Below are 24,589 nucleotides of genomic sequence, written 5' to 3' on the forward strand. Positions count from 1 at the left end.
CAAATGTGAAATCAGAGACACCAAATTCGAATATACAGGCTAAGCCAAAAGTTGTTGGAGGGAATGCAGATTATACAGCTCCTCCTAAAAATGCGAAGACAATTAATGCACCATCTGCAAAGGTGGATACTACACCAACAAATAAAAGTATTGATAGTTATGTGAATACAGATGTAAAGAATGTGGATGTTGAGACTAAGGGTACGGGTAAGAACTTACTATCAAATGACGGGAAATTTAAAGATTCTAAATTGGAGTCTGATTATGAAAAGTATCTTGCACGTAAAGGAAAGATTGATAAAACTCCCCGAGAAAGATTAGAATGGAAAAAAACAAGAGATTATTGGTTAAACGATTCTCCCATGGCAAGGGGGAATAACTTTAATAAAACTGCAAGGGAAGACAGATGGTATCCTTATGATGAGGTACATTTAAGTAACGGAAAAAGATTAGACTCTTATGACCCAATTAAAGGGGAAATAGTCTCTAGGAAAGCGACCGATTTAATTGAAATTGATATCAAAACATTTGAGAAGTATTTAAAAGAACTAAATAATAAGTATCCTGCCGGAACTAAAATTCGCTCAAATAAATATGAAAGAATAGACGGTACTATATTACAAGGAAAACAAATATTAGAGATTCCAGCAACAAATAAAAATTTCACTCAAATAGAAGAATATATTAAGCTAGCCAAAGACAAATATGATGTTGAAATTAGATTCAGGAGGGAATAATTAATGACATACGATCTAGAACCGGAAATAAGAGATGTACTGAAGAAAATTGATTTTGTCAAAAGATATAAAAATTTGGCAGAAAAGTTTTCAAATAAAGAAAATAAACTAAGTAACTATGAAAATGAAAGAGTAATAGATATCTTTGAATCACTTGGTTATCAAACACGTTATATGAAAAAAGAAAATTTTTTTATTGTCGGAGAAGTAAAAAATAAGGATATATATACTTTTAGATTCAATATATCTTTAAAATATGGGGTAGTTGAATTAATTTGGTCTGTAAGACATAAGGGAGTTATAAAGGCCGGAGACCCATGGGATATATTTGCAAGATTATTATCTGATGATACAGAATCAATTCCTACAATATTCTTTCATAGCTATGAAGAATTAAAAGAAATTATGATGATTGCATTTGAAATGTACGAGGATTTTAAACGTGAATTAATTGAAGTTTATTCTTCCGAATAACTAGTGCTAAATTTTTGAGTAGAAAGGGGTTTCAGGATGAGTGTTTCCATTTATTACACAGCGAAACGTAAACAAAAACTAACCCATACTGAACAAGAAGCGATTAATCAATTATTGGAGAAGTATTCTGTTGATGAGGAAATAGATGAATACTTAAAGACTGGAGAAGGTCATAATTGGACAAGTTTTACTATCTATGATTCAAAAAATCCGACTGCTTATGACGTGATTTTTGAGGGATCAACGGAACTACCGAATAATAGTGAATATGCGATGTTTGATGGGGTGGATCATTGGGCTTCGTTACTTGCAGACATTCGTAATGTTATAGCAGGTGCGGAATGGAACGTCCATGTTGATGATCACAATCTCATATGGGATGAGGAAAATTTAGAATATGACATAACAAAATAGATCAAGTTCAGTAGAGAGAATTCTCGTAACCTTGAAAGCTTATATGCCTTTCAAGGTTTTTTAACGTATGTGGACTGAAGTACAGTAACACTTAATTTAGAATAATGATAACCCTGTTATTCTAATTCCAAATAACTAATAATCTGAATATTAATATTTCTTTCGAATCATTTTAGAGTTATAGGTGAGTCCACACTTTACCTTTCAATATAAAAAATGGAATATTATAGATAATAATAGATTGCTATAGGAGGAGAGATTATGTCTATAATATGTAAGGAAGTGTTATATAATAAAGCAAATTGGAGATATTTAAGCCCTAATTCTATGAGGGCACGCTTATGAAAATGTTAGATGTCAACCTACTTCAAGATGGTTTACAACGCAATATGGCTATGCTGGAACGTCTAGAAACGGAAGTAAGTAATATTAATGATTCTATTAAGGGACTTGTTGCAATGGAGGAAGTATTGAAGGGGGCTGGAGGCAGTGCAATTCGAAATTTCTACTCGGAAGTTCATCTCCCATTCCTTCATTTCTTCCTTTTGTTCACAGAAAGATTCAAGCAGCAGCTCCAACATATAGAGACAGCACTCACATCGTTAGAGCCGGATACTGCTGGTCACATCCTTGAACAGTTTTTAGAAGGAGAATTGGAGCAGGGACTTACCCAGATTGGTACTTTAACTGAAAGATTCACCAACGATGCAAACAGTATTATGGAGACCATCAGTGATATCGTTGCTTTACCACCGCTAGATGATAGTGAGGTACAAGAGGGAGTTCGAAATTCTAAACAGAAACGTGACAACACAATTACAGATCTACATCAATTTGATACTTCCCAAACTACATCATTAAGCACCGTTGAACAGAATCTACAAGAGTTAGGCTTATGGATAGTACTTATGGAAGGAATGTTTGGTGCAGGGGTAAAGGTCACTTCTTTCCAGTCCAGTCAATGGAAAGCCATAACTTTCGGTAGTGGGATTAGAACAGAACTCTTTCCTAAAGTATACTTAGACCCTAACAATCTATGGGTAGAAGAATATGAAGAGTTAATTGGAACAACAATCAATTCGGATACTTTTGAGACCCTTGAAGGGATGAAAGTCTCGCTAATTGAAGAAAACGTGGGAGAAAATATAAAGTACCATGCGTACGCAAATGGTTTAATCATTAAAGAAACAATGGATGGTGGAAAATCTAGCTATGAAGTTGTCTCCGAAGTAATATATAAAGAAAACGATCAAGCCGATGAACCGCAGGAAAATAAAGTCCTCGATGGTATTCAGTTGGGATTAGATATATTAGGACTGATACCAGTTGTGGGAGAAGTAGCGGATGGTGTAAACGGGATAATCTATACCGCTAGAGGAGATATGCTAAATGCAGGACTTTCCTTTGGATCGATGATTCCATTCGTGGGTTGGGGCACTACTGGAGCTAGATTTGCAATAAAAGGAGGCCGAGCAATAGAAGATGCTCGAGACGTCAATCGAGTTACGGAAAATGTTAAACCGGGATCTCAGGGGATGGATGACACTACATCATACTTTAGGGTTCAAGGTGGAGAAATGCCAAATGCAAGCCAAGTAAGGATTCAAGTCGACAATAATGGAAGAATGATCATTCCTAACAAGGATGCAAACTTAAACGTTAGCGCAGGGACTAGGGAACATGCCGAATATTTCTTGGAGAAAAGAGGCGCTGGTGCTGAAATTGTAGAGATTGAAGTGCCAAGATGGTTTGACGATTTTGTGCAAGAAAGCGCAATACCACAGTTTAGATATAAAAACAATCCACTTAATCAGGGAGGGACAGCACCAAAAGTGGTTGACCCTAGTACACCGGGAACATCATTTGAATTTCCCTCACCATGGATTGAGTGGCTTGAGGAATATGGTAAGATAAAGAAATAAAATACGAAACACTTAATACAACTGGGAGATGATACATTGTTTAACAAACCCAAATATGCTGAAAACATAATAGTTTTAGTTAAATACAACACATCATATAGATGGTTTGTTACAGATAAGGAAATATGGTTTCTAGATTTAAATAAATTAATATCTTCTTATCTGGAGAAAGGATTTGAAATTCCTAATCCTGATGACTTTTCTGACAGGTTTGATATGGCAGTAGTAAATGAAGATAATGTGGAAGATTTTCTACATGAAATCAGAGAATTAGAAGTAAGTAATGAAGAGTTAAGAAAAAGTTTAGTGCATAGAGAATATAGTCATATTTCAGATATGATACCTTCTTTATACGTCGATTTTGATGATAAGAAGCTTACTTCTTTTTATCCAGAACCTGCATCCTATGAATTATATGTACCGAATGGCTGGCTAGGGAAGTATGAACAATTCATGGAAAACATTCCCGTAGACTATCAATATTGGATAATCACTGGCGAAAATTTATTTCAAAAGGAGAATGACGATGAATAAAACAGAAACCTTTACTATAATGAAAGAAATGTTTGGGAAAGAGGGAAGCGAGGAACAAGTAGAAGGGCTTACACTTATAATTGATGGCAAGTTAAAAGAAGTCTTTGATACTATCATCGAGAAGTCAGATGACTACAATAATTATACTGACGTACTTAGTAGTGTGGTTGTACACGGGGTAAATGGAATTATTAATGAGCTTAAATAATTGCATGCTATAAGAGTTTATTGGGACAAGTGGAAAAGTAGTTTAAATAAGATCATACAAAGAAACAACTAGCAGGTGATTATGGTCAAATACCATCATAATCAACCTGCTTTTTTCTCTTTTTCTTCCATGGATTTTAGAAAGATAAGGAATTATAAAGTTTAAAGATTATAAAATAAAACCTTGATCAGCCAAAGCTTTTCAAGGTTTCTTTCTTCTATATATGCCTTTCTATTTGCAATATTAATTGGACAGCGACTTCCTCAAATTCTCTCTGCCTTCTTTTCGAAATACCAATGTAATCGATATTCACAAATCTCCCTCGTCCAATTAAAGATGATTTCATTCACATGTTTACTCACATCAAAGTTTAGAGAAAATTCTCCATCTACATATCGAATTTTCCCTTTCGAAGAACTGCTCCATTTGGTCATAGGCATGCGTCCAATTAAGGAAGCCGCTTTTTTATGATCTGGTACAATGGAATCGATTTTTTTTCTATATTCCTTAGTGGTTAGAAAATCAATAAAGTAGGGAGCAGCTGCCTCTGCAGTGACTGGTTCAAACCAGTGATTTACCCCACGGGATAACATATAGCTTAGGAGGACCATCTTATAGCTCTTGGTCATAGCAGTCTTTTCTACTTCTTCTAGCCAATCCTTGTAAAGATCATATGCCTCTAGTTCTTGCTCGGTTAATTCCTCTGCATCCTTTAGCAGACCTACATAGGAGCCAAATTCACTTTTTACATTAGTTGTTATAATGCCGGATTTCAAATGGTAGTCTAAGTATGAGGGACGAGTGCCTAGTTCCTCTTTTAAGCGAAAGTATTCATAAATCATTCGTTGCTTGTGGCTAGCAGCTTTTTTCTCCATTTCTTTAATAAGGTCAATGATCTCCGTTTCTAATTCGATAGAGCAATATTCAGGTATAGCAGCTTGTATTGTATACAGGTTTGGTTTATCCATTTGCTCTGCTGAAAAGATAGACAGCTTCGTGTCTGCATTCCTATAATTTCCTATTAAATCAATAATGACACAATGCGTTTTTCCGTCAGCAAGACGCAAGCCTCGACCAATCTGTTGCGTGAATACTGCAACAGATTCAGTGGGACGGATAAAAAGAAGAGTATCAACTGTGGGAATATCCACTCCCTCATTAAATAAGTCTACGGTAAAGATGATATCTAATAATCCATTCTCCAGTTCTTTCCTCGCATTTATACGTTCCTCTCGAGGAGTAGCACCGCTTAAGGCAACTGAATTATATCCTGCTCCAGAAAAATAATTGCTTAAGAAATTAGCTTGTCTTACAGAAGAACAAAATCCAATCGTTTTACTTTGTTTACGGAGCTTCCAGGCCTCTAATATTTTCTTAGCCATTTCTTCACGTAATTGAAAGCGAGCTAATTCGTCCTCATCGTATCTATTTCCTAGCCAACGAATTTGAGAATAGTCCGTTTCATCATAGACCCCATAATATCGGAAGGGAGCTAACCAGTCCCGCTCTATCGCATCAATGAATGGAATGCGAATGGCTACATTTCCATCACAAATACTGTAGACATCCTTATTATCTAAACGGTCTGGAGTAGCTGTGATACCTAATAAAAATTTGGGATTAAAATATTCGATAACCCGCTCATAGCTTGGTGCAGCAGCATGATGAAATTCATCGACAACGATTAAATCAAAGTCATTTGAGCTGAATTGATCGAGGTGATACTGCTGGGAAAGCGTATGAATAGAAGCAAAAATAAAATCTGCATGTACATTCTTTTCAACTGCGTTGTACATGCCGGCTGACTGGTTAGGGTGGACATGTAGAAAAGAGTTTTTTGCTTGGTATAATATTTCCTCTCGATGTGCGATGAAAAGTACCCGTTTAAACTGTTCTGCGAAAAAAGCAGCCAAATAGGTCTTGCCTAAACCAGTAGCTAGAACGACAAGAGCCTTGTCATAATCATCTTCTATCGTTTTCTTTAGCGCTTGCAGTGCCAATACCTGAGCAGGGCGAGGAGTAAGCTGACTTGGTCCAGTCTTGTATTCTTCTTTGGGATCAATAACCATCGACTCTCCATTAACTGCGCCGAACATGATCACCTGTTCCTCATTTGCTGACCAGGTATTACTAAGCGCTAAATCCTTGTTCACTTTGTTATAGACCTCTTGGTAGCCTGATAAAGTTTCTGTGTTTAAGGGAATAGTGGAGGCTGAATAAAAAAGCTTCATAAATTCATTTGTTGCTTCCTCAAAAACGGTTCCACTTACTACGGCAGGGGCGTAAAGATTCCATTCTATCCCATTATGTAACGCAGAGGAGGATAAATTAGAGGAGCCAACAATCAGGTGACTATCTTCATTGGAACGAAACATATAAGCCTTTGGATGAAAGGAAATTCCATTACTTCTATAGATTCTAATCTCTGCATGATGAAGTTCCTCTAGTAAGAGCTTCAGTGCTTCGGGCTGAGTAATGTATAAATAGTCACCAACTAGTAGCTTAAGCTCTGCTCCACGTAAACCTGCCTCCTTTAAAGAAGGGAGTACATGCCTAACGCCTGATTTCATAGCAAATGCAGTAATCCAGTAAATACTAGTCGCATCGAGAGTAAGACTCTTCAAGTCCTCAATAAGATTAGATGTGATCAGCCTTAGCCTACTCATCCTCAACCTCTATTAAATAGATTCCTTCTTTAAATCCTCCGCGCTTCTCTTTTTTGGCAAGACGGATTTGCTCAAGCTCCTCATAGGTAGCTTCATGAATGGGAAGAGCCGCATGGATTAATTCTAGTATATCTGCTAGCTCTTCAAGTGCATCTTTTCGGTTATCCGTTGCTTCAAATTCCTTCACTTCTTCATATAATTTGTTTTTCACTTCGGTTAAATGCTCGGATTTATCTAAAATGCGCGTGGAAAACTTACTTCCAGATTTCTCGATTACCTGGGGGATTAAATCACGTACTAGCTTATTGTAAACTGGCATAATTGTTCCTCCTTACTATTGATTTAGTTTGCTACTGTTGATATTTATCTTAAACCTTTAGTCTATGTCTTTACAAATGAATTATATAGTTGAGACCTCCTTAACCAATTACCTGCTGTCTATAATAGGACGGACTAATATTATGATTTGCCTTAAACAGCTTAGAAAAGTAGTTGGCGTCATTAAAGCCAGTTTTGGCTGCTATTTCGTGGATAGTGAGATTGGTTTCCTGAAGTAGCTGCCTGGCATGGGTGAGTCGTTTCTTGGTAACGTATTGCTTGAAGGTAGTAGCGTTTGTTTTCGAGAAAAGCATACTTATATAACTAGGACTGATTCCTAAAAATTCAGCGAGTTGGTCAAGGCTAAGCTTATCGTCTGTATAATGGTGGTCAATGAAATCCAATGCGGCATTTACATAGTCGAACTGGCCTTTTTCTTTTTGTTTTTCTACCTGATTCATTATGTCCTGACAGAGGAGGACAATTTCCTGGATAATCGTGTAAAGGACTGGATGATTTAGAATGATTTCAAAGAGTTGGTTGTAGCGATGTTCCAAATCTATTCGTTTCTCCATTTGGTATTTAAGCATGAATCTCCGTATTTGTGCTAGAATGCTAGTCAAATGGATGCGTATAGTGTCTGGATGATAATACGTTTTAATGGTAGAGATGCTATATAAAAAATGCTTAATTGTCTGTATGTCATTTTGCTCTAGGCTCGACATCCAAAGTCGTTGCTGCTCCATTGTTAAAAATGGGTCCAAACTTTGAAAGGTAGGAAGTTCGCTTACAAGAAAAATCTGACCAAAGCCATGCTGAAAACGTAGCTTTAGAGTTTCTTTTATAGCTTGGTACATGTCCTTTACGGATTTTCTCGGTAGATCATAGATAGCTATATTTAAGTTGGTATTCTGTGTGTTAGACCATTCCCTTATAATTGCCTTTGCTTTTTTACGAAGCTCCTCGAGTGTTTCTTCTGTTGAGAATGCCACAATACGCTTAGAAAGGGGAAAGAGAGTCAAATGATTTAGGGATTCTAGCCAATGGAAAAGCGGTTCATTCTGCTCCAAAATCTCAGCCTCCAACATCAGACAAAATGTAAACTCTTGCTCTATCTCATATTGATCTAAAAATAAGGAAGGATAAATCGAATGCTCTCCTATTAAAGGTAGACTCTCTTGTTGCACTCTTAATTCATTTCTAACTGCATGAGTTAAATATTGTTTAAGCAAGCTTAAGTCTATTGGTTTAACCAGGAGAGTGAGCGCTCGCATGGAAAGTGCTTCTAAAGCATGCTTAAAAAGTGGCTCTGCAGTGATCCCAATGATGTGATGGGAATTTAGCGATAATGCTTTTCTTAATCGATTGGAATCACTCTGAGCAAGCAACTCCATTTCGAGTAAAATAACCTCTGGGTTCTCGGCCTCGATTTGCTCCACTGCCTCGTTAAAATTTCCTGCCTCTAAAACAGTCATAACATCCAACTGATATCGCTTGATAAACCACTGGATACCATTTCTTTCCGTTTGATCCCTGTCAATAATTAAGAGCTTCACTCTGTTACACCCCCTACTAGTTGTACTTATTTAACTTTGAATTAACATTGAGGTATTTTCTTATCATTTTATTCATTGATTCATAAAATCATAAATTATTCCCTGTTTATCTTTATAAAATTCCACCTTATCTAATAAAATTCCTTTATTTTAAACCTGGATTATATATATATTATTTTTTCAGAATTTTATAATTGGTAAAACAGAGGGATGTGTTTAAAAGACCCCTTTCATTAAGCGTATTTTTATCATATTAAAGGGAGTGTTGTGTGATGGAACATGTTATGCAAAATATTAAAGCACCAACAGGGAGTCAGCTTTCCTGTAAAGGATGGACGCAAGAGGCTGCTATGCGTATGCTCATGAATAATTTGGACCCCGAGGTGGCTGAAAATCCAGATGAGCTAGTGGTGTACGGGGGAATAGGAAAGGCAGCACGAAACTGGGCGAGCTTTGAGCAAATAATCGAGTCACTAAAAAAGCTAGAAAATGATGAAACGTTACTCATTCAATCAGGTAAGCCGGTAGCGGTGTTTCGTACGTATGAGCACTCGCCACGCGTATTGATTGCGAATTCTAACTTAGTACCAGCTTGGGCCAACTGGGAGCATTTTTATGAGCTAGAGGATAAGGATTTGATGATGTATGGCCAAATGACTGCAGGTAGCTGGATATATATTGGTGCTCAAGGAATTTTACAGGGAACTTATTTGAGCTTTGTGGAGGCAGGTAAAAAAGTGTTTGGTAGTGCAGGCCTCCGCGGAAAACTAATTTTAACAGGTGGTATGGGTGGCATGAGTGGTGCTCAGCCCCTTGCAGGGAAGATGGCAGGAGCAGTCATTCTTGTTGTAGAGGTAGACAAGAAACGCATTGAAAGAAAAATAAAAGAAGGCTATTGCGATTATTTAGTAGAAGATTTAGATGTGGCACTGAAAATGGCGAAGGAGTTACAGGATAAGAAAGAGCCCGCATCCATTGGGTTAGTTGGAAACTGTGCGGATATTTATAGAGAAATATATGAGCGTGGAATTGTTCCACATCTAGTGACAGATCAAACTAGCGCACATGATCCGTTAAATGGATATATTCCAAATCATATGTCTTTGGAGGAGGCACTAAAGCTTCGCAAGGAAGATCCGAAGGCATATGAGCATAAGGCGAAACAGGCTATGGCTGATCATGTTCAAGCAATGCTCGATTTCCAAAAAGTTGGATCAGAGGTATTTGATTATGGTAACAACATTCGGAAGTATGCACAGGAGATGGGTGTAGCGAATGCCTTCGACTTCCCCGGTTTTGTTCCAGCGTACATTAGACCATTGTTCTGCGAAGGAAAAGGCCCGTTCCGCTGGGCTGCATTGTCCGGGGATCCAGAGGATATTTTAAAGACGGATGCGCTGGCAAAGGAAATGTTTGCAAAAGACGAGGCTTTAGTAAATTGGATTGATATGGCACAGAAAATGGTGAAGTGGCAAGGTCTCCCGGCTCGAATTTGTTGGCTAGGCTACGGTGATCGCCATCGCTTTGCTTTAAAGGTAAACGAAATGGTCGCTTCAGGAGAACTCAAGGCTCCCATTGTGTTCGGGCGAGACCATCTAGACTCAGGCTCTGTTGCATCCCCTAATCGAGAAACAGAAGGAATGAAGGACGGCTCTGATGCAGTTTCAGATTGGCCGATTTTAAATGCACTAGTGAATGTGGCTGGTGGAGCAAGCTGGGTGAGTGTACATCACGGGGGCGGAGTAGGAATGGGATATTCCCAGCATGCTGGTCAGGTGCTTGTGGCAGACGGCACGGAGATGGCAGCAGAAAAAATTAGCCGAGTACTCATATCGGACCCTGGGCTAGGAGTTGCTCGCCATGCGGATGCTGGGTACGAAATTGCCATTAAAACTGCCCAGGAGAAGAATGTTCATATACCAATGCTAAACATAAAAGGATGAGGATACATGACATTACTAATCACTAATGCCAACCAATTAATTACTCTAGCATCTGCTAGTAAAAAAGCACGCATAGGAAAAGAGATGAGCGAGCTTGGCATCATAGAAAATGGAAGTATGTTAATAGAAGATGATCGCATTGTCGCTGTCGGTACAAAGGAAGAGCTTCAGGAGCAGCATCCTGACCTCATAGCACGAGCACAGATTATAGATGCATCAGGCCATATAGTTATGCCGGGTCTAGTAGACGCCCATACTCATCTTGTCTTCGGAGGAACTCGTGAAAATGAATTCCAAATGCGTTTAAACGGTGCTACTTACATGGAAATCATGAATGCCGGGGGTGGAATTCATGCGACAACGAAGAAAACGAGAGAATCATCGTTCGATCACTTATACGAGAAAACATATAACCATCTAAATGATTTTCTTCGCCATGGGGTAACGACGGTAGAAGCGAAAAGTGGCTACGGGTTGGACTGGGAGACAGAGAAGAAACAATTGCAGGTTGCAAAGAAGCTTCAGGAAAATCATCCGGTCGATGTTGTTCGAACGTTTATGGGAGCTCATGCGGTACCTGCCGAGTACAAAGCAAATCCTGATGCATTTGTGGATCAGCTTGTGAATGATATGATTCCAAAGGTGGCTGAGCTTGGTCTAGCAGAGTTTAATGATGTTTTCTGTGAGAAGGGAGTATTTACTCCAGAGCAGTCTCGTAGGATTTTATTGGCAGGCAAGGAGCATGGGCTTATTCCTAAAATTCATGCCGATGAAATTGAACCATATGAGGGGGCGGAGCTAGCAGCAGAGGTTGGAGCTATTTCAGCCGAGCATTTATTGGTAGCATCAGATAAAGGAATACAAGCAATGGCGAAGGCTGGAACTGTTGCTGTTTTATTGCCAGGGACAGCATTTTTCCTAAAGGCAGCTTCTGCTCGTGGAAGGCTAATGGTAGATGAAGGGGTACCAGTTGCTATATCCACTGATTTTAATCCAGGTTCTTCCCCAACAATATCTATGCCTTTTATCATGAATTTAGCGTGCATGAACATGGGTATGACGATGGAAGAGGTGCTCACAGCAACTACTATTAACGCTGCATATGCTATTAATCGTGGAGATGAGATCGGTTCTCTAGAGGTGGGTAAGAAGGCAGACGTACTTATTCTAAATGTAGTAAACTATCAGCAATTGCAATACTTCTACGGGATGAATCATACAAAAACTGTTATCAAAAATGGAAAAGTAGTTTTGGACAACGGAGTGATTACCGATGGACTATAATAAAGCTCCGATAGAGCACTCGCCATTTGATTGGCAAAGGACAGTACATCAGGATATGAAGGTAAAGGATTGGATAGTTCCTCAGTGGCAAAGTGAGAAAAAAGATTGGAATGTAGTGCTTCTAGGAGCACCGCTTTCCAGATCCTCTATTAGTGTTTCAGGAGCCTCCGAGTTTCCAAATGCCTTTCGCCAATCGTGGGAAAAGTTCTCAACCTACTATATTGATGAAGATATAGATATTCGTGAGTTAACCGTAGCAGATATCGGAAATGTAAAAATGCATGTTACCGATATTTTACGCTGTCACCAACATATCGAGGATGCGATGGAGAGTGTCGCAGAGACTTATCCAAATGCACTGAAGGTGACCATCGGTGGAGACCATTCGGTAACGGCAGCAACTATTCGTGGACTAAAGAAGGTAATGCCAGAGAAAAAGATTGGTATTTTACAATTAGATACTCATTTGGATTTACGTTCGACAGATGATCACGGTCCGACGAACGGAACCCCCATTCGTCAATTAATAGAGGGTCGAGTGATTGAGGGAAAGCATGTCTATAATATTGGATTGCATGGATTTTATAACGCTCCTTCTCTAATCGAGGCAGCAAACGATTATGAGGTTCATCGTATTCGTTTAAAGGAACTGCGTCAGAAGGGTATCGAGCAAACGGTACAAGATATACTATCCGTTTTGATGGAGCAGGTAGACTTTATTTATGTAACGGTTGATATGGACGTTCTGGATATTTCATACGCTCCTGGTGTCCCAGCCTCTACTCCAGGTGGCATGAGATCTGATGAGCTATTCGAAATTTTGTATGAGGTCGGGAAATGCGATGGAATAGGAGCGATCGACTTTGTATGCATTGATCCAACGAAGGATAATTCGGTGGAGGCAACTGTAAAGACAACCACCTATGCCTTTTTAACATTTTTAGCATCTTTTTATCAGCATCGAGTGAAGAGATATTAGGCCTTATAAGGCTTAGATGAAGCACAGTCGGATAGAGAACTGTTTTAAAGAAAGCGTTTGGCTGCCTCTAGTCAAACGTTTTTTTGAAGAGACCCAGCAGCGTGCCATCTTTTTAGATAGGGGTAGCTCTAAGTGTTTCTTCGTTATATATTCAGTCATGAATAAATGGATTTCTTTGAATAATTATCTGAAAAATTAATCTTTTTTATATAATTTCGCGTATAATAATAGTAAATGGGACAGGGAGGAATTGTATGATTAAAAGGATATCCACCGCGTTTACCCAATATAAAAATAAAATTTCAAGGTTTACAGAATCCATTTTTATTCTAGGAGAGAGGACAAAGGAAGAAGTCACGGAAGAGAGTCGAAGAGCCATCCGGCATATGAAAAGGATGTATCAGTATGATTGGTATGTAGATTTCAAGAGTCAATTTGAACAGGATTGGGATCATCACCCGGAGATTTTACAATTTATGAGCGGAGTAGACGTTAAATCTTTAAACAACGAGGAGAGCAAGAAGAATTTTTTAGAAAGCTTTCATCAGCTATTGGAGAATTTAAAATGGACATAATAAGCTAATCCAAAAAGAAACGAGATTTCGTTATTCTTTTTGGATTTTTGTTTGGATATACATAGCGAGGAAAAAATCATTCTATATGAGCCATCGCAGAGCCCATACGAAGGGAGAAAGTGTCCCATAAAGCAGTCATAGCGCCCATAAAAAGGAGAAAATCGCCCATAAATTCAAATAGCGCCCGTAAATAGGCGCATGGAGCCCGTACGAAGGGAGAAAGTGTCCCATAAAGCAAGTCGTAGCGCCCATAAAAAGGAGAAAATCGCCCATAAATTCAAATAGCGCCCGTAAACAGGCGTAAGGAGCCCATATGAAGGCAAGAAGTGTCCCATAAACCGAGCTGCAACGCCCATAAAAATGACTACCAATCCCGGTATCAAAGAAGACAATATCCCTCGAAACAGCGAAGATCATCTAAACATCCAACCTTAACTTAGAATCCATGCTAGACATAGGTTTAATAAAAAAAACTGGTGGTATTTGTAATTAACACTACCAGTCTTTTGGTATTTTTATGTTGTGGAATTAATAGACATTTGATGAATTATTTCTCAGTCTAGTATGATATAAAGTCTTTCCTTTCTCTGAATTTTTTAGTTGTTTTGAACGAAAACTTCTATTTTTTTATTTAGAGGGTTTGTTTTTTGGAGTTTTGGGGCAATACTCTAAAGAGTTTACGAAAAGAGGTACAAAGGAGGAACTTTATGTTCAAGGTTAGGACTATTTTATTTGTAGTGCTAATGATGTTGACCACAAACACAGTAGCGCATGCAGAGAGTCTATTCTCCCCTATAACTCAAGAGGATGAATCGATTTTTCTTACCGACACTTCAGACCACAGGAATCTAGTAGACAAAAAAACTGACTTAGAGAACGATATGGACGACTTTAATATACATTTTGATGATTTATATGCAATGAAATTGCTTATGAAGCTTCGTTCAGAGCCAGTAACTTATACGGTTGCCGAGGGGGACAACCTCTATAGAATTGCCCTTGCAAATGATTTGTCACTCAATGAACTTATGGATATGAATAATATAACAGGAGATTTAATATTTCCGGGAGACGAACTCATTGTAAAGCAGGGGACAGGAGACTTAGAGGACACACCGAAAAGACAAGTAATGGGAGTTACTGCTCCACCAATTGAACCAGTAGCTCCAAGTGCAGCTTCAACACCGAATACAGCTTCTACAAAAGTTGCTACATCAGCGCCAGTTGTAACAGCAGAACCTAAAACAGAAGGCTCTGTTGAAATGACGATGGAAGCCACAGCATACACAGCCTACTGTACAGGATGCTCAGGAACGACTGCCTATGGAATTGATCTAAGGGCCAATCCAAATGAAAAGGTAATAGCCGTTGACCCTCGTGTTATACCCCTGGGGACAAGGGTATGGGTAGAGGGCTATGGTGAGGCAATCGCTGGAGATACTGGCGGGGCTATCAAAGGGAATAAAATTGACGTATTTATCCCATCCTATGATAATGCAATACAGTGGGGTAGAAAACAAGTTAAACTCATCATATTAAACTAACGTAAAAAACCCATGTAATTTTACATGGGTTTTTATAGTTACATACTATATAAAAAGTACTTGAGAAGATGAATAGAATAAAGGATAATGAAAAATTAATATCACTAATAAAGGGTGGCATTCAAATGGACGAAATACAAATAAATAAGCATCGAAAAACACAGGAAAATAAAGGCCGACTGCTAGTAAAATGTCCAGACAAACCTGGAATAGTGGCAGTATTATCGACCTTTTTATACAAGCATGAATGTAACATTATTGAGTCTAGTCAGTATTCAAGTGACCCAGAAAACGGAACATTCTTTATTCGCATTGAATATCACGGTGGTCAGCTGGCTGAACGGGCTGCACAAATGGAGAGTGATTTTAAAGAAATTTCACTTGAGCATGGAATGGAATATAAGTTTTCCTATCCTGCAGAACGCATTCGATCGGCAATTTTTGTATCCCGAGAAACTCATTGCTTAATAGAGCTTTTATGGGAATGGCAAAATGGGGACCTCGACACAGATATAGTGGCAGTCATTAGTAATCACGAAACTGCCCGTCCAATGGTAGAGGCACTAGGAATCCCCTATCATTATATTCCGGCTAATAAGGATATTCGTAAGCAGGTGGAGGAAGAGCAAATCCGCTTGATGCAGCAGTATGATGTAGACTTACTTATTTTAGCTCGATATATGCAAATACTAACTCCAGATTTTGTTGCTCATTTTGAGAGCCGGATAATTAACATTCATCACTCCTTCCTACCTGCCTTTATAGGAGCAGGTCCTTACGAACGTGCATATGAGCGTGGAGTAAAGCTAATTGGTGCCACTTCTCACTATGTAACGAACAATTTGGATGAGGGCCCGATTATTGAACAGGACGTAGAACGGGTAGACCACCGGGATGATGTAACGGAACTTAAGAAAATTGGACGTAAAATCGAAAGACGTGTACTTGCGAGAGCTGTAAAATGGCATCTGGAAAACCGAGTAATCGTAGAGGGCAATAAAACCATTGTATTTCATTAGAGTGTAAGATAAGAGAGCTTCTGATGTTGGAAAATACCAGCCTTAGAAGCTCACTTTTTTATTTAAAAGGTTATGTTAAAGTTATTGGTTGATTTTAACTAAACATTTCTTTTTATTCCGACTGTACAATTTAAATGACTATTAAGAACATAAATAATTTATGAAGTGTGTTGGAGTCATTTTTACGGCTTTGTTTATACGAGTGATTTATAAATAGAGCTTTATAAATTAACGCTGTTCTCCATTTATTGATTGTAGCGACAGGCGGCGACTCCAGCGGGATGAGTGAGACAGATAAGACATCACAACCACGCGCGCAAGCGATGGGTGATGGCTTATCGCTCACCCCGCGGAAAGCGTCCGGTTGGCGCGGAAATCAATTTTACTTGCCGATTTAGAGAGCATCATAAATCAACCCTAGCCTTTAACATAATCATTTAAAATAAAATCTTCTAATTTCATACTCCACGATAGGTAATTTACAACCTGAAAGATGTGTAGTATAATTGATATTGATAATCAATATCAATTATATGGAGAGGCAGTTTATATGATAAGTGATAAGTACAAAACGTTTATAGCGTTGGAGCAGAATAAAACATTTACGGAAACTGCAGAGAAACTATATTGCTCCCAGCCCACTGTTACACAGCATATTAAACAGTTGGAGATAGAGCTGAATTGTCAATTGATTAATAGAAGAAAAAATCAAGTTGAGCTAACAGAGCAGGGCAAAATCGTATTGCATTATGCTAAACAAGTAAAGAGATTAGAGAGTAAAATGCAGAGTGATCTAAACGAGTCTTTACAAGAACAAAATACGACACTCTATATTAGTCAATACATAGCAAATTATTTTTTTTGTGAGTTATTTGATGTAGAAAATATGATGTGCAACCACTGTCCATATGAAATTAATAGCCATTGTTATGATGATTTGAAGCAGTGTTTGCTAGAAAAAAAGACAAAATTTACGATTATGCCAATTTACGATGATCACACAGTCTTAAATAATTTTGATATCGATATATTATTTGAAGAGGAATTTGTGCTTGTTATGCCTCAGAATCATCCGTTAGCGAGTCGGCAAATCATTTATGCTCGAGATTTAAGGAATTTACCGATATTGCTGCCGCAAAGTTTTTATTTGAATCAACATATTAAACAAGCAATAGATCAAAAAAATGTGACGGTATATTATATGCAAATGACTAATTTTGAACTAATAGTTAAAGCTATTCAGCATCAATTTGGTGTATCATTTTTACCTTCTAAGCTGTTGGAGAAGGGATTGGAGGGACTCACTGTTAAAAAAGTAAAGGGTCTGACCATTAAACGAAAGATTGGTATAGTATACAATCGTGAACAGCCGTTATCAATTGCAGAAAAGTCATTTTGTAATCATATACGAAAAAATTTAAAGCTAAAATCCTCTTAAGTACAAGAGGATTTTAGTTTTTTTTATAGATAGATTTTAAAGGTAATTGTTGTCATGGAGCCTAACAATAGATTTTTATTATTATCTGAGTCAATTTCATAAATAGGCCTTTACCGATGAAATACGAACATTTTCTAATGGTTAATTGAAGTGACAGGTGGCGACACAAGTAGGGATGAGTGAGACAGATAAGACATCACAACCGCGCGCGTAAGCGACGGTGATGGCTTATCGCTCACCCCGCGGAAAGCGTCCGCTAGATGCGCGGAAACAAATTCTACTTTACACATATAAAAGCATATTAACTTCATTATTCTCTATTAATTGTTCGTGTTTTTAGCTAAAAAATAGAAATTATGAAATTGATTCATCTAGCACAATTATTAGAAATTCTAATAATTGTATAACATATTTTAATAATGCTCTTTTCATCCTAGAGACTTCAGTTAAAATGGTTAATCATATTTTTGATGATATTGATAATCATTCTCAACCTTGATATATTCAACATGCAGTTTGAAATAATATTGTAGGAGGATAAGAATGAAACAGTATTTTAAAAAGTGTTGCTTGCCAACATTAACGATTTTATTGATGTTTGTTTTGGTAGCTTGTTCATCAAGTGAGAAAGGCGAGAATGATAGTAGTGGACAAGAAAGCGAGCAGGACAATAAGAAATCTGTTCAGTCACAGCAATTAGAGAATTTAACGATTGGTCTAACGAATGATGTAGGACCATTAAATATTTATACAGGAAACTTAGATTGGTTAACGGATTTAGTTTATGATAAATTATTTTCTCCTTCACCATATGTAGAAAAACCAACGCCGTGGTTAGCAGAGTCAGCAACACAGATTGATGACACTACTTGGGATGTGGTAGTTCGAGATGGTATTAAGTGGCATGACGGTGAAGATTTCACAGCAGAAGACGTAAAATTTACATATGAATATTACCGAGATGGTCCAGCAAATCGTCATACCCATCATGTGAGCGAAGTACCGAAAATCGACACAATCGAGGTACAGGAAGACGGTAAGACAGTACGTTTTGAGTGCGGTTATCCATGTCCATCACTTTTGACTATAACCTTTGCCGACTTACCAATTTTACCAGAGCACATTTGGAGCAAAGTAGAAAATCCACGTAAACACACGGAACTAGCGGTAGGTACAGGTCCTTTTATATTAACGGAATATGTAACTAACCAACATTATAAATTGAAAGCAAATAATGATTACTTCATGGGGCAACCAACTGTTGCAAATCTAACGCTTCCGATTATTTCGGATGCAACTGCAATGTTTAACTCACTGAAATCTGGAGAGGTTGATGTTTCTTCACGTCCAGTACCAGCAGAGCTTATTTCTACTTTTATCAATGATAATAATTTCAAGCTAGCAGAAGCATCTGCATTATCTATTGTTCAGTTCAATTTAAATTACGGAATAGAGCCTTATGACAATCCAGAATTCCGTGAAGCAATGTCACTAGCAATCGATCGTCAGGCAATTGTGGACACGATTTTATTGGGTCAAGGACAAGCAGGAACAAAAGGCTATCCACACCCAGCATCTCCTTGGACAAATCCAGATCTGTCAACACCTTATGATTTAAAGCAGGCTAAAGAAAAATTTGCTGCACTTGGATATAAAGACACAAATGGTGACGGTTTACTCGAAACAGCAGATGGGGAAGTTCTCACTACAACGATTAAAGTATCTTCGGGAGAACCAATATTTGTTAGAACAGCAGAATTGATGGCGGAGCATTTCACGACAAACGTGGGAATCCAAATGAATGTTCAAGCATTAGATGCTACAACATTTGCTGCTCATTCAAGTGAAAAGAACTATCAAGCTACGATAAGTCTGATTGGACCGCATGGCGTAGCTGATCCAGACCAATTTATTATGTCTCACCGTTCAGGCTACTTATGGACAAAAGAGGTTGCCTACCCTGAGATGGATGCATTAATCTCTGATTGGATGGCAGCAACTGACATTGAAAGTCGTAAATTGATTTCGTTTGATATGCAAAAACAATACAATTCACAACCAACATCTATTGCATTGTACTATCCAAAAGAGGTATATGCGTACAACGCAGAAGTATTTGATCAGTACGTAGAATCATTAGGCTACGGCATCATTAATAAATATTCATTTTTATCGAAAGATGTTCAAACAGCCGTTTCAGCAACAGAACCAGTATCCATAAAATGAGGTGGCAAAAGTAAATGAACAGAACGTCTTCGATTATCGGAAAAAAGTTCATTCAATATGCATTGGTGCTTTTTGTGGCAATAACGATTAACTTCGTGTTGCCACGCTTCGCCCCTGGCGACCCGTTACTATTTTTCTTTGACGAAGGCACGCTAAGAGAGCTTTCGGAGGAACAAAAACAGTCAGTGCTTGAGTCAGTTGGACTCGGTGGTTCGCTATGGGAGCAATATATAAATTACATAAGTGGAATATTCACATGGGATTTAGGAACGTCTATCAAACATGCACAGCCAGTTGTTCAAATGATTGGTGAACGTTTGCCATGGACTCTCGTTTTGATTGGACCTGCAATGATTTTAAGTACGATTATTGGGGTGATGTTAGGAGCTTACTCTGCTTGGAATCGAGGGAAAGGACGGGATATCACATTTTTAACAACAATGTTAACTTTTCAAGCGGTTCCTGGGTTTTGGATAGGTATGCTTTTTATAGCTATTTTTGCTGTTCAACTGGGGTGGTTTCCAACATACGGTGCTGTCTCAATAGTACAGGATGGGACGACAATTGGTTTCATAAAAGATGTAGTATGGCATCTAATACTACCTATTATGACTTTGAGCATCGCAACAGTTGGCTCCAATTATTTATTAACAAGGTCATCCATGTTGGAATCATTGGGTCAAGATTACATATCCATGGCGGAAGCAAAAGGTGTACATAAAAGAACATTGATTTTTAACCATGGTCTGCGAAATGCTCTGTTACCGATCTATACACATTTTACGATGACTTTAGGGACGCTAATTGGTGGTTCAGTCGTTGTTGAAACTGTATTTTCATATCCGGGCATTGGCCGATTGTTATATGAAAGTGTTGTTGCAAGGGATTTCCCAATGATGCAGGGTGTGTTTTTAATGATTACGATAGGTGTAATTGCAGCAAATATTTTAGCAGATATAACGTATCCACTTATCGATCCACGGGCAAAATCAACAAAATTAACGAAGGTGGGACAATAATGCGCAAGGCAACGAAAGTTATTGGAATCATAGGTCTCATCATGTTTAGTTTCGTACTGTTATTCGCTATTTTAGGTCCACAATTCATACCATATGATGCATATAAACAAACGGGTCCCTCGTTTGCTGCACCTAGTAGTGAGCATTGGTTAGGGACAAATGATATGGGACAGGATATTTTAGCGGAGTTAGCTGTAGGAGCAAGAACTTCCTTATTTATTGGTATTGTGACAGCTGTGCTAGCGACCGCAATTGGTGGTATTATCGGTGTCCTTTCAGGCTATATTGGCGGTTGGTTTGAAACCGTTGTCATGCGCTTTATAGACGTTGTGTTAACTTTGCCATTTTTACCACTTATGATTGTCGTTGCTGTTTACCTTGGTCCTGGGGTTTTTACACAAGTGTTCGTTATTACTCTCGTCATGTGGGCTGGCAAGGCCCGTCAAATTCGAGCTCAGACGTTATCCATTAAAACGGCTGGTCCAGTACTAGCTGCTAAAACAATGGGAGCGGGGAATTTTTATATTTTTAAAAAGCATATTTTACCTGGAGTATTTCCATTATTTATTCCTCAATTTGTTGGAGCAGTTAATGCAGCGATTTTGCTGGAATCATCGCTAAGCTTTTTAGGTATGAGCGATCCGACGATGAAAAGCTGGGGAAGTATATTGTATTACGCGAATAGTCGAAGTGCCTTCTTAACAGAAGCATGGATGTGGTGGATTATTCCTCCAGGCATTTGTATTGTGCTAGTTGTACTTGCGTTTTCGTTTATGGGTTATTACTTAGAGGAGAAAGTAAACCCTCGTTTAGGTGATTATGTTGCTGCTAAGAAACGACCGAAGAAACAGCTTGTTCAAAACGATGTATTGGTACATCAACAGATAGCCTTAGATGTAGAAAATTTAACAGTTCAGTTCCCTAAAAATGGAGCGTATTCCACCGTTGTATCGGATGTAAGCTTTCAAGTAAAAACAGGTGAGGTAATTGGTATTGTCGGAGAATCGGGCAGTGGAAAAACAACGGTTGCTTCTGCTATTATCCAGCAATTGAAATCATCTGCACATGTACCGAATGGTTCCATTTATTTTGAAGGAAAAGATTTGCAGTTGTTTAGTGATGAAGAGATTCGCAATGTTCGGGGGCAGCAAATTGGGTATATAGCGCAAGCCGCGATGAATGCATTAAATCCTGTAGTATCAGTAGAAAAACAATTAAAAGAAGCAATTTTAGCGCATCAAAAAATGTCGGTTAAGGAAATAAATAGACGAATAGATGAGGTGTTGATCCAGGTAGGGCTAGATCCGAAATGGCGTTCTGCCTTTTCACATGAATTGTCAGGTGGGATGCGTCAGCGTGTCATTATTGCAATGGCACTGATTAATAAACCAAAATTTGTGATTGCTGATGAACCGACAACTGGGTTAGATGTTATTGTGCAAGTAGAAATTTTACAGCTACTGGCTAAGCTTCAAAAAGAACTTAATTTATCGATGATATTCATCTCGCATGATTTACCGGCTGTGTTATCCATTACAGATCATTTAATCATTATGAAGTATGGACATATTGTTGACGGTGGTCCATCCATAGAACTTGCGGAAAATTCCACACACCCATATACACGGCGACTAATTGATGCAATACCATTATTAAAACAGAAAATAAAACCAAAGGAAGTTGAATATGAGTACGCTAGTCAAAGTTGACCATCTGATGAAAATATATGGACATTCAAAGAGCGATAAAGTTGCGGTATTAAAAGATGTGTCATTTTCATTTGAACAAGGAGAAATTATTGGACTAATTGGTGCTTCAGGTGCTGGTAAAAGTACAATTGGTAAAATATTGGCGGGCTTAGAGGAACCAAGTAATGGCAATATCTATTTTGATAATGTTGAACTGACAACATTAAAAGCTAAGGAACGTCGAATTTTTGCAAAGCATATTCAAATGATATTCCAAGATCCTTATGAATCATTGTCTCCACGGATGAAAATTTTTGAGCTAGTGGAGGAGCCACTAATTATCCAGAAAATAGAGCCAGTAAAAGAAAAACGATTACAAATGGTGAGGGAAGCATTAGCTTTCGTTTCGTTAGATCCTGATAAATACTTAAATCGTTACCCACATGAATTATCAGGAGGAGAACGTCAGCGTATCGGTGTAGCGCGCGCATTTGTTTGTAAGCCCAAACTGATTATTGCTGATGAGCCAACCTCCATGTTAGATACCTCTCTTCGTTTAGAGCTAATTCAATTATTAAAACGGATGAATGAACAATTCAATATTTCCTACATTTTTGTAACGCACGATATAGCATTAACGAATGGTTTTTGTGATCGCATTATTGTTTTGCATCAAGGAGAAATTGTCGACGAAGGTCCGACTGAACAAGTGATTAACGAACCAACTCATCCATTTACAAAATCACTTATTAAAGCACTATTAATACTTGAAAGACAGGAAGGAGAATTGTCATCATGAAAAAAGATTATATTATTGTTCATTCTTGTAACGTATTTTCACAAGGGAACCCATCTATCCCAGATTTTGATGAGCAATTTGATATTGTCGATATGTACAAACTACATGAGAAGGATTTAAAAGATTATAAGTGCATGATTATTACTAACTTTGTTGACCAAGATTATTTATACGAACATCGTAATATTATTGCAGGATTTTTAGCAGATCGGAAAATTGTTTGTTTCTTTGGCAATTTAGTTACAGAATGGCTACCGGGTGCAAAACCATTTATCCCAAAAGAAATTCACAGTCATATGGATTATGATATTTCCATCGCGAAGCCCCACCCAATCTTCGAAGGAGTATTAGAAGAGGATATGACAGTTAATAAAGGCGTGAAAGGGTTCTTTGCACGTGGCCATCATCCATTACCTACTGGAGCAGAAGTTTTATTAACACTGCCTGGAGGAGAGCCAGTAACGTATATTGACCGTGAAACAACAGAGGGCACCATTTTAGTTCACTCGGGAGGAAATTTGTTTCAGTATGTACGTATGCAAAGAACCGGGGAGAAAACAACAGAGCGTATTTCACCGCAAATTATAAGGTGGACACAAGAAGAATATAAACGTTTACAAGAGGGAGTGATCATAAATGCGTAAAATTGCTGTAATGTATGGAGGAAGTTCACAGAATTCCCGGACGTATAAGACGTCAACATTTGGTAAGTATATCGATCAGCTAATCCCCATTCGCCAGTTTGCTGAAACATCGCTCGCTGAATATGATGTATTAATTATTCCATCACAGACTCATACTCGTTTATTAGATGAAAACATACATAAAATTTATGAATTTGCCAATGAGGGCAAGATTGTGGTGACAATGGGCCCACAACATCGTGAATGGCTGCCGGCACATAAATGGGAATTCCGCCCAACCAACTTCTGGTGGTGGAGAGAGCCAGGGGCAGACAGTGGGTTACGTTTACTGGGTAAAGACCATGATTTATTCCGAAATTATTTAACCTTAGCCGATGCAACCTGGCATCAGCACGGGGTTTATTGGCCGACAGAGGGCTGTGAAACATTAGTTTCTACAGTAGATGGTGGGTCGGTGTTATATATTGATCGTGTAAATACTGCAGGTGTGTGGGTAAATACAACACTCGATCCAGATTATCATTTTGGCTCGTATTTTATGCCAGCAACCGAGCGATTCCTAAGTGGCTTATTCCCATGGCTGAAGGAAGGTCAAATTTAAG

21 protein-coding genes and 1 pseudogene are annotated in these 24,589 nt (G+C 38.3%); 19 read left to right on the plus strand and 3 right to left on the minus strand.

Annotated elements, in window-relative coordinates; all coding sequences use genetic code 11:
* From Q0371_RS14900 to Q0371_RS14925, 6 genes and pseudogenes are all read left to right on the plus strand, one after another.
* Window positions 1–737 (plus strand): annotated as a pseudogene (locus tag Q0371_RS14900) (hypothetical protein); the annotation flags it as partial.
* A gap of 3 nt (window positions 738–740) precedes the next feature.
* Window positions 741–1,211 (plus strand): hypothetical protein, encoded by a 471-nt coding sequence (locus Q0371_RS14905; protein ID WP_298472364.1) that lies wholly within the window; start codon window positions 741–743, stop codon window positions 1,209–1,211.
* Between the two features lie 36 nt (window positions 1,212–1,247).
* Window positions 1,248–1,625: a hypothetical protein gene (locus tag Q0371_RS14910; protein ID WP_298472365.1), complete on the plus strand. Its 378-nt coding sequence runs from the start codon at window positions 1,248–1,250 to the stop codon at window positions 1,623–1,625.
* A gap of 341 nt (window positions 1,626–1,966) precedes the next feature.
* Entirely contained in the window at window positions 1,967–3,547 is a 1,581-nt protein-coding gene (locus Q0371_RS14915; RefSeq protein ID WP_298472367.1) for a T7SS effector LXG polymorphic toxin, read from the plus strand.
* 36 nt (window positions 3,548–3,583) lie between these two features.
* A complete protein-coding gene (locus Q0371_RS14920) occupies window positions 3,584–4,081 on the plus strand; it encodes a hypothetical protein (RefSeq protein ID WP_169360483.1) in 498 nt (165 codons plus the stop codon).
* Window positions 4,074–4,289, plus strand: coding sequence for a hypothetical protein (locus Q0371_RS14925; protein WP_298472369.1), 216 nt, complete (start codon window positions 4,074–4,076; stop codon window positions 4,287–4,289). Before Q0371_RS14920 ends, Q0371_RS14925 begins: the two co-directional genes overlap by 8 nt.
* Window positions 4,290–4,552: 263 nt before the next feature.
* Here Q0371_RS14925 and Q0371_RS14930 read toward each other — a convergent pair whose 3' ends face one another.
* From Q0371_RS14930 to Q0371_RS14940, 3 genes are all read right to left on the minus strand, one after another.
* On the minus strand, window positions 4,553–6,955 hold the full coding sequence (locus Q0371_RS14930) for a DEAD/DEAH box helicase family protein (protein WP_298472371.1): 2,403 nt from the start codon (window positions 6,953–6,955) through the stop codon (window positions 4,553–4,555).
* Window positions 6,948–7,274, minus strand: a complete 327-nt coding sequence (locus Q0371_RS14935) for a nucleoside triphosphate pyrophosphohydrolase (RefSeq protein ID WP_251556099.1) — start codon at window positions 7,272–7,274, stop codon at window positions 6,948–6,950. Before Q0371_RS14935 ends, Q0371_RS14930 begins: the two co-directional genes overlap by 8 nt.
* Window positions 7,275–7,374: 100 nt before the next feature.
* Window positions 7,375–8,829, minus strand: coding sequence for a response regulator transcription factor (locus Q0371_RS14940; protein ID WP_298472374.1), 1,455 nt, complete (start codon window positions 8,827–8,829; stop codon window positions 7,375–7,377).
* Between the two features lie 272 nt (window positions 8,830–9,101).
* Here Q0371_RS14940 and hutU point away from each other — a divergent pair, with 272 nt between their 5' ends.
* The 13 genes from hutU to Q0371_RS15005 all read left to right on the plus strand — a co-directional run bounded on the left by hutU (window position 9,102) and on the right by Q0371_RS15005 (window position 24,588).
* Window positions 9,102–10,772 (plus strand): urocanate hydratase, encoded by a 1,671-nt coding sequence (gene hutU / locus Q0371_RS14945; RefSeq protein ID WP_298472376.1) that lies wholly within the window; start codon window positions 9,102–9,104, stop codon window positions 10,770–10,772.
* A 6-nt stretch (window positions 10,773–10,778) separates the two neighbouring features.
* On the plus strand, window positions 10,779–12,056 hold the full coding sequence (hutI, locus tag Q0371_RS14950) for an imidazolonepropionase (RefSeq protein WP_298472378.1): 1,278 nt from the start codon (window positions 10,779–10,781) through the stop codon (window positions 12,054–12,056).
* Window positions 12,046–13,035, plus strand: a complete 990-nt coding sequence (locus Q0371_RS14955) for an agmatinase family protein (protein ID WP_169360476.1) — start codon at window positions 12,046–12,048, stop codon at window positions 13,033–13,035. Before hutI ends, Q0371_RS14955 begins: the two co-directional genes overlap by 11 nt.
* 254 nt (window positions 13,036–13,289) lie before the next feature.
* Complete coding sequence (locus Q0371_RS14960; protein ID WP_169360475.1) at window positions 13,290–13,610, plus strand: hypothetical protein; 321 nt, start codon at window positions 13,290–13,292, stop codon at window positions 13,608–13,610.
* A gap of 707 nt (window positions 13,611–14,317) precedes the next feature.
* Entirely contained in the window at window positions 14,318–15,154 is an 837-nt protein-coding gene (locus Q0371_RS14965; RefSeq protein WP_298472381.1) for a 3D domain-containing protein, read from the plus strand.
* Between the two features lie 125 nt (window positions 15,155–15,279).
* Complete coding sequence (purU, locus tag Q0371_RS14970; protein ID WP_298472384.1) at window positions 15,280–16,173, plus strand: formyltetrahydrofolate deformylase; 894 nt, start codon at window positions 15,280–15,282, stop codon at window positions 16,171–16,173.
* A 550-nt stretch (window positions 16,174–16,723) separates the two neighbouring features.
* The gene (locus Q0371_RS14975; protein WP_298472387.1) at window positions 16,724–17,611 is read left to right on the plus strand and encodes a LysR family transcriptional regulator; all 888 of its coding nucleotides are present in this window, start codon (window positions 16,724–16,726) and stop codon (window positions 17,609–17,611) included.
* Between the two features lie 543 nt (window positions 17,612–18,154).
* A complete protein-coding gene (locus tag Q0371_RS14980) occupies window positions 18,155–19,837 on the plus strand; it encodes an ABC transporter substrate-binding protein (RefSeq protein ID WP_298472390.1) in 1,683 nt (560 codons plus the stop codon).
* A 14-nt stretch (window positions 19,838–19,851) separates the two neighbouring features.
* Entirely contained in the window at window positions 19,852–20,856 is a 1,005-nt protein-coding gene (locus Q0371_RS14985) for an ABC transporter permease (protein ID WP_298472392.1), read from the plus strand.
* Window positions 20,856–22,565, plus strand: a complete 1,710-nt coding sequence (locus Q0371_RS14990) for a dipeptide/oligopeptide/nickel ABC transporter permease/ATP-binding protein (protein WP_298472395.1) — start codon at window positions 20,856–20,858, stop codon at window positions 22,563–22,565. The genes Q0371_RS14985 and Q0371_RS14990 overlap by 1 nt, the downstream gene beginning before the upstream one ends.
* A complete protein-coding gene (locus Q0371_RS14995; RefSeq protein ID WP_298472398.1) occupies window positions 22,543–23,343 on the plus strand; it encodes an ABC transporter ATP-binding protein in 801 nt (266 codons plus the stop codon). The genes Q0371_RS14990 and Q0371_RS14995 overlap by 23 nt, the downstream gene beginning before the upstream one ends.
* Window positions 23,340–23,987 (plus strand): phosphate starvation-inducible protein PhoH, encoded by a 648-nt coding sequence (locus tag Q0371_RS15000; protein ID WP_298472401.1) that lies wholly within the window; start codon window positions 23,340–23,342, stop codon window positions 23,985–23,987. Before Q0371_RS14995 ends, Q0371_RS15000 begins: the two co-directional genes overlap by 4 nt.
* On the plus strand, window positions 23,980–24,588 hold the full coding sequence (locus Q0371_RS15005; RefSeq protein WP_298472404.1) for a hypothetical protein: 609 nt from the start codon (window positions 23,980–23,982) through the stop codon (window positions 24,586–24,588). The genes Q0371_RS15000 and Q0371_RS15005 overlap by 8 nt, the downstream gene beginning before the upstream one ends.
* Window position 24,589: the final 1 nt, after the last annotated feature.

The organism is uncultured Psychrobacillus sp. (assembly GCF_938022135.1).
GTDB lineage: Bacteria > Bacillota > Bacilli > Bacillales_A > Planococcaceae > Psychrobacillus.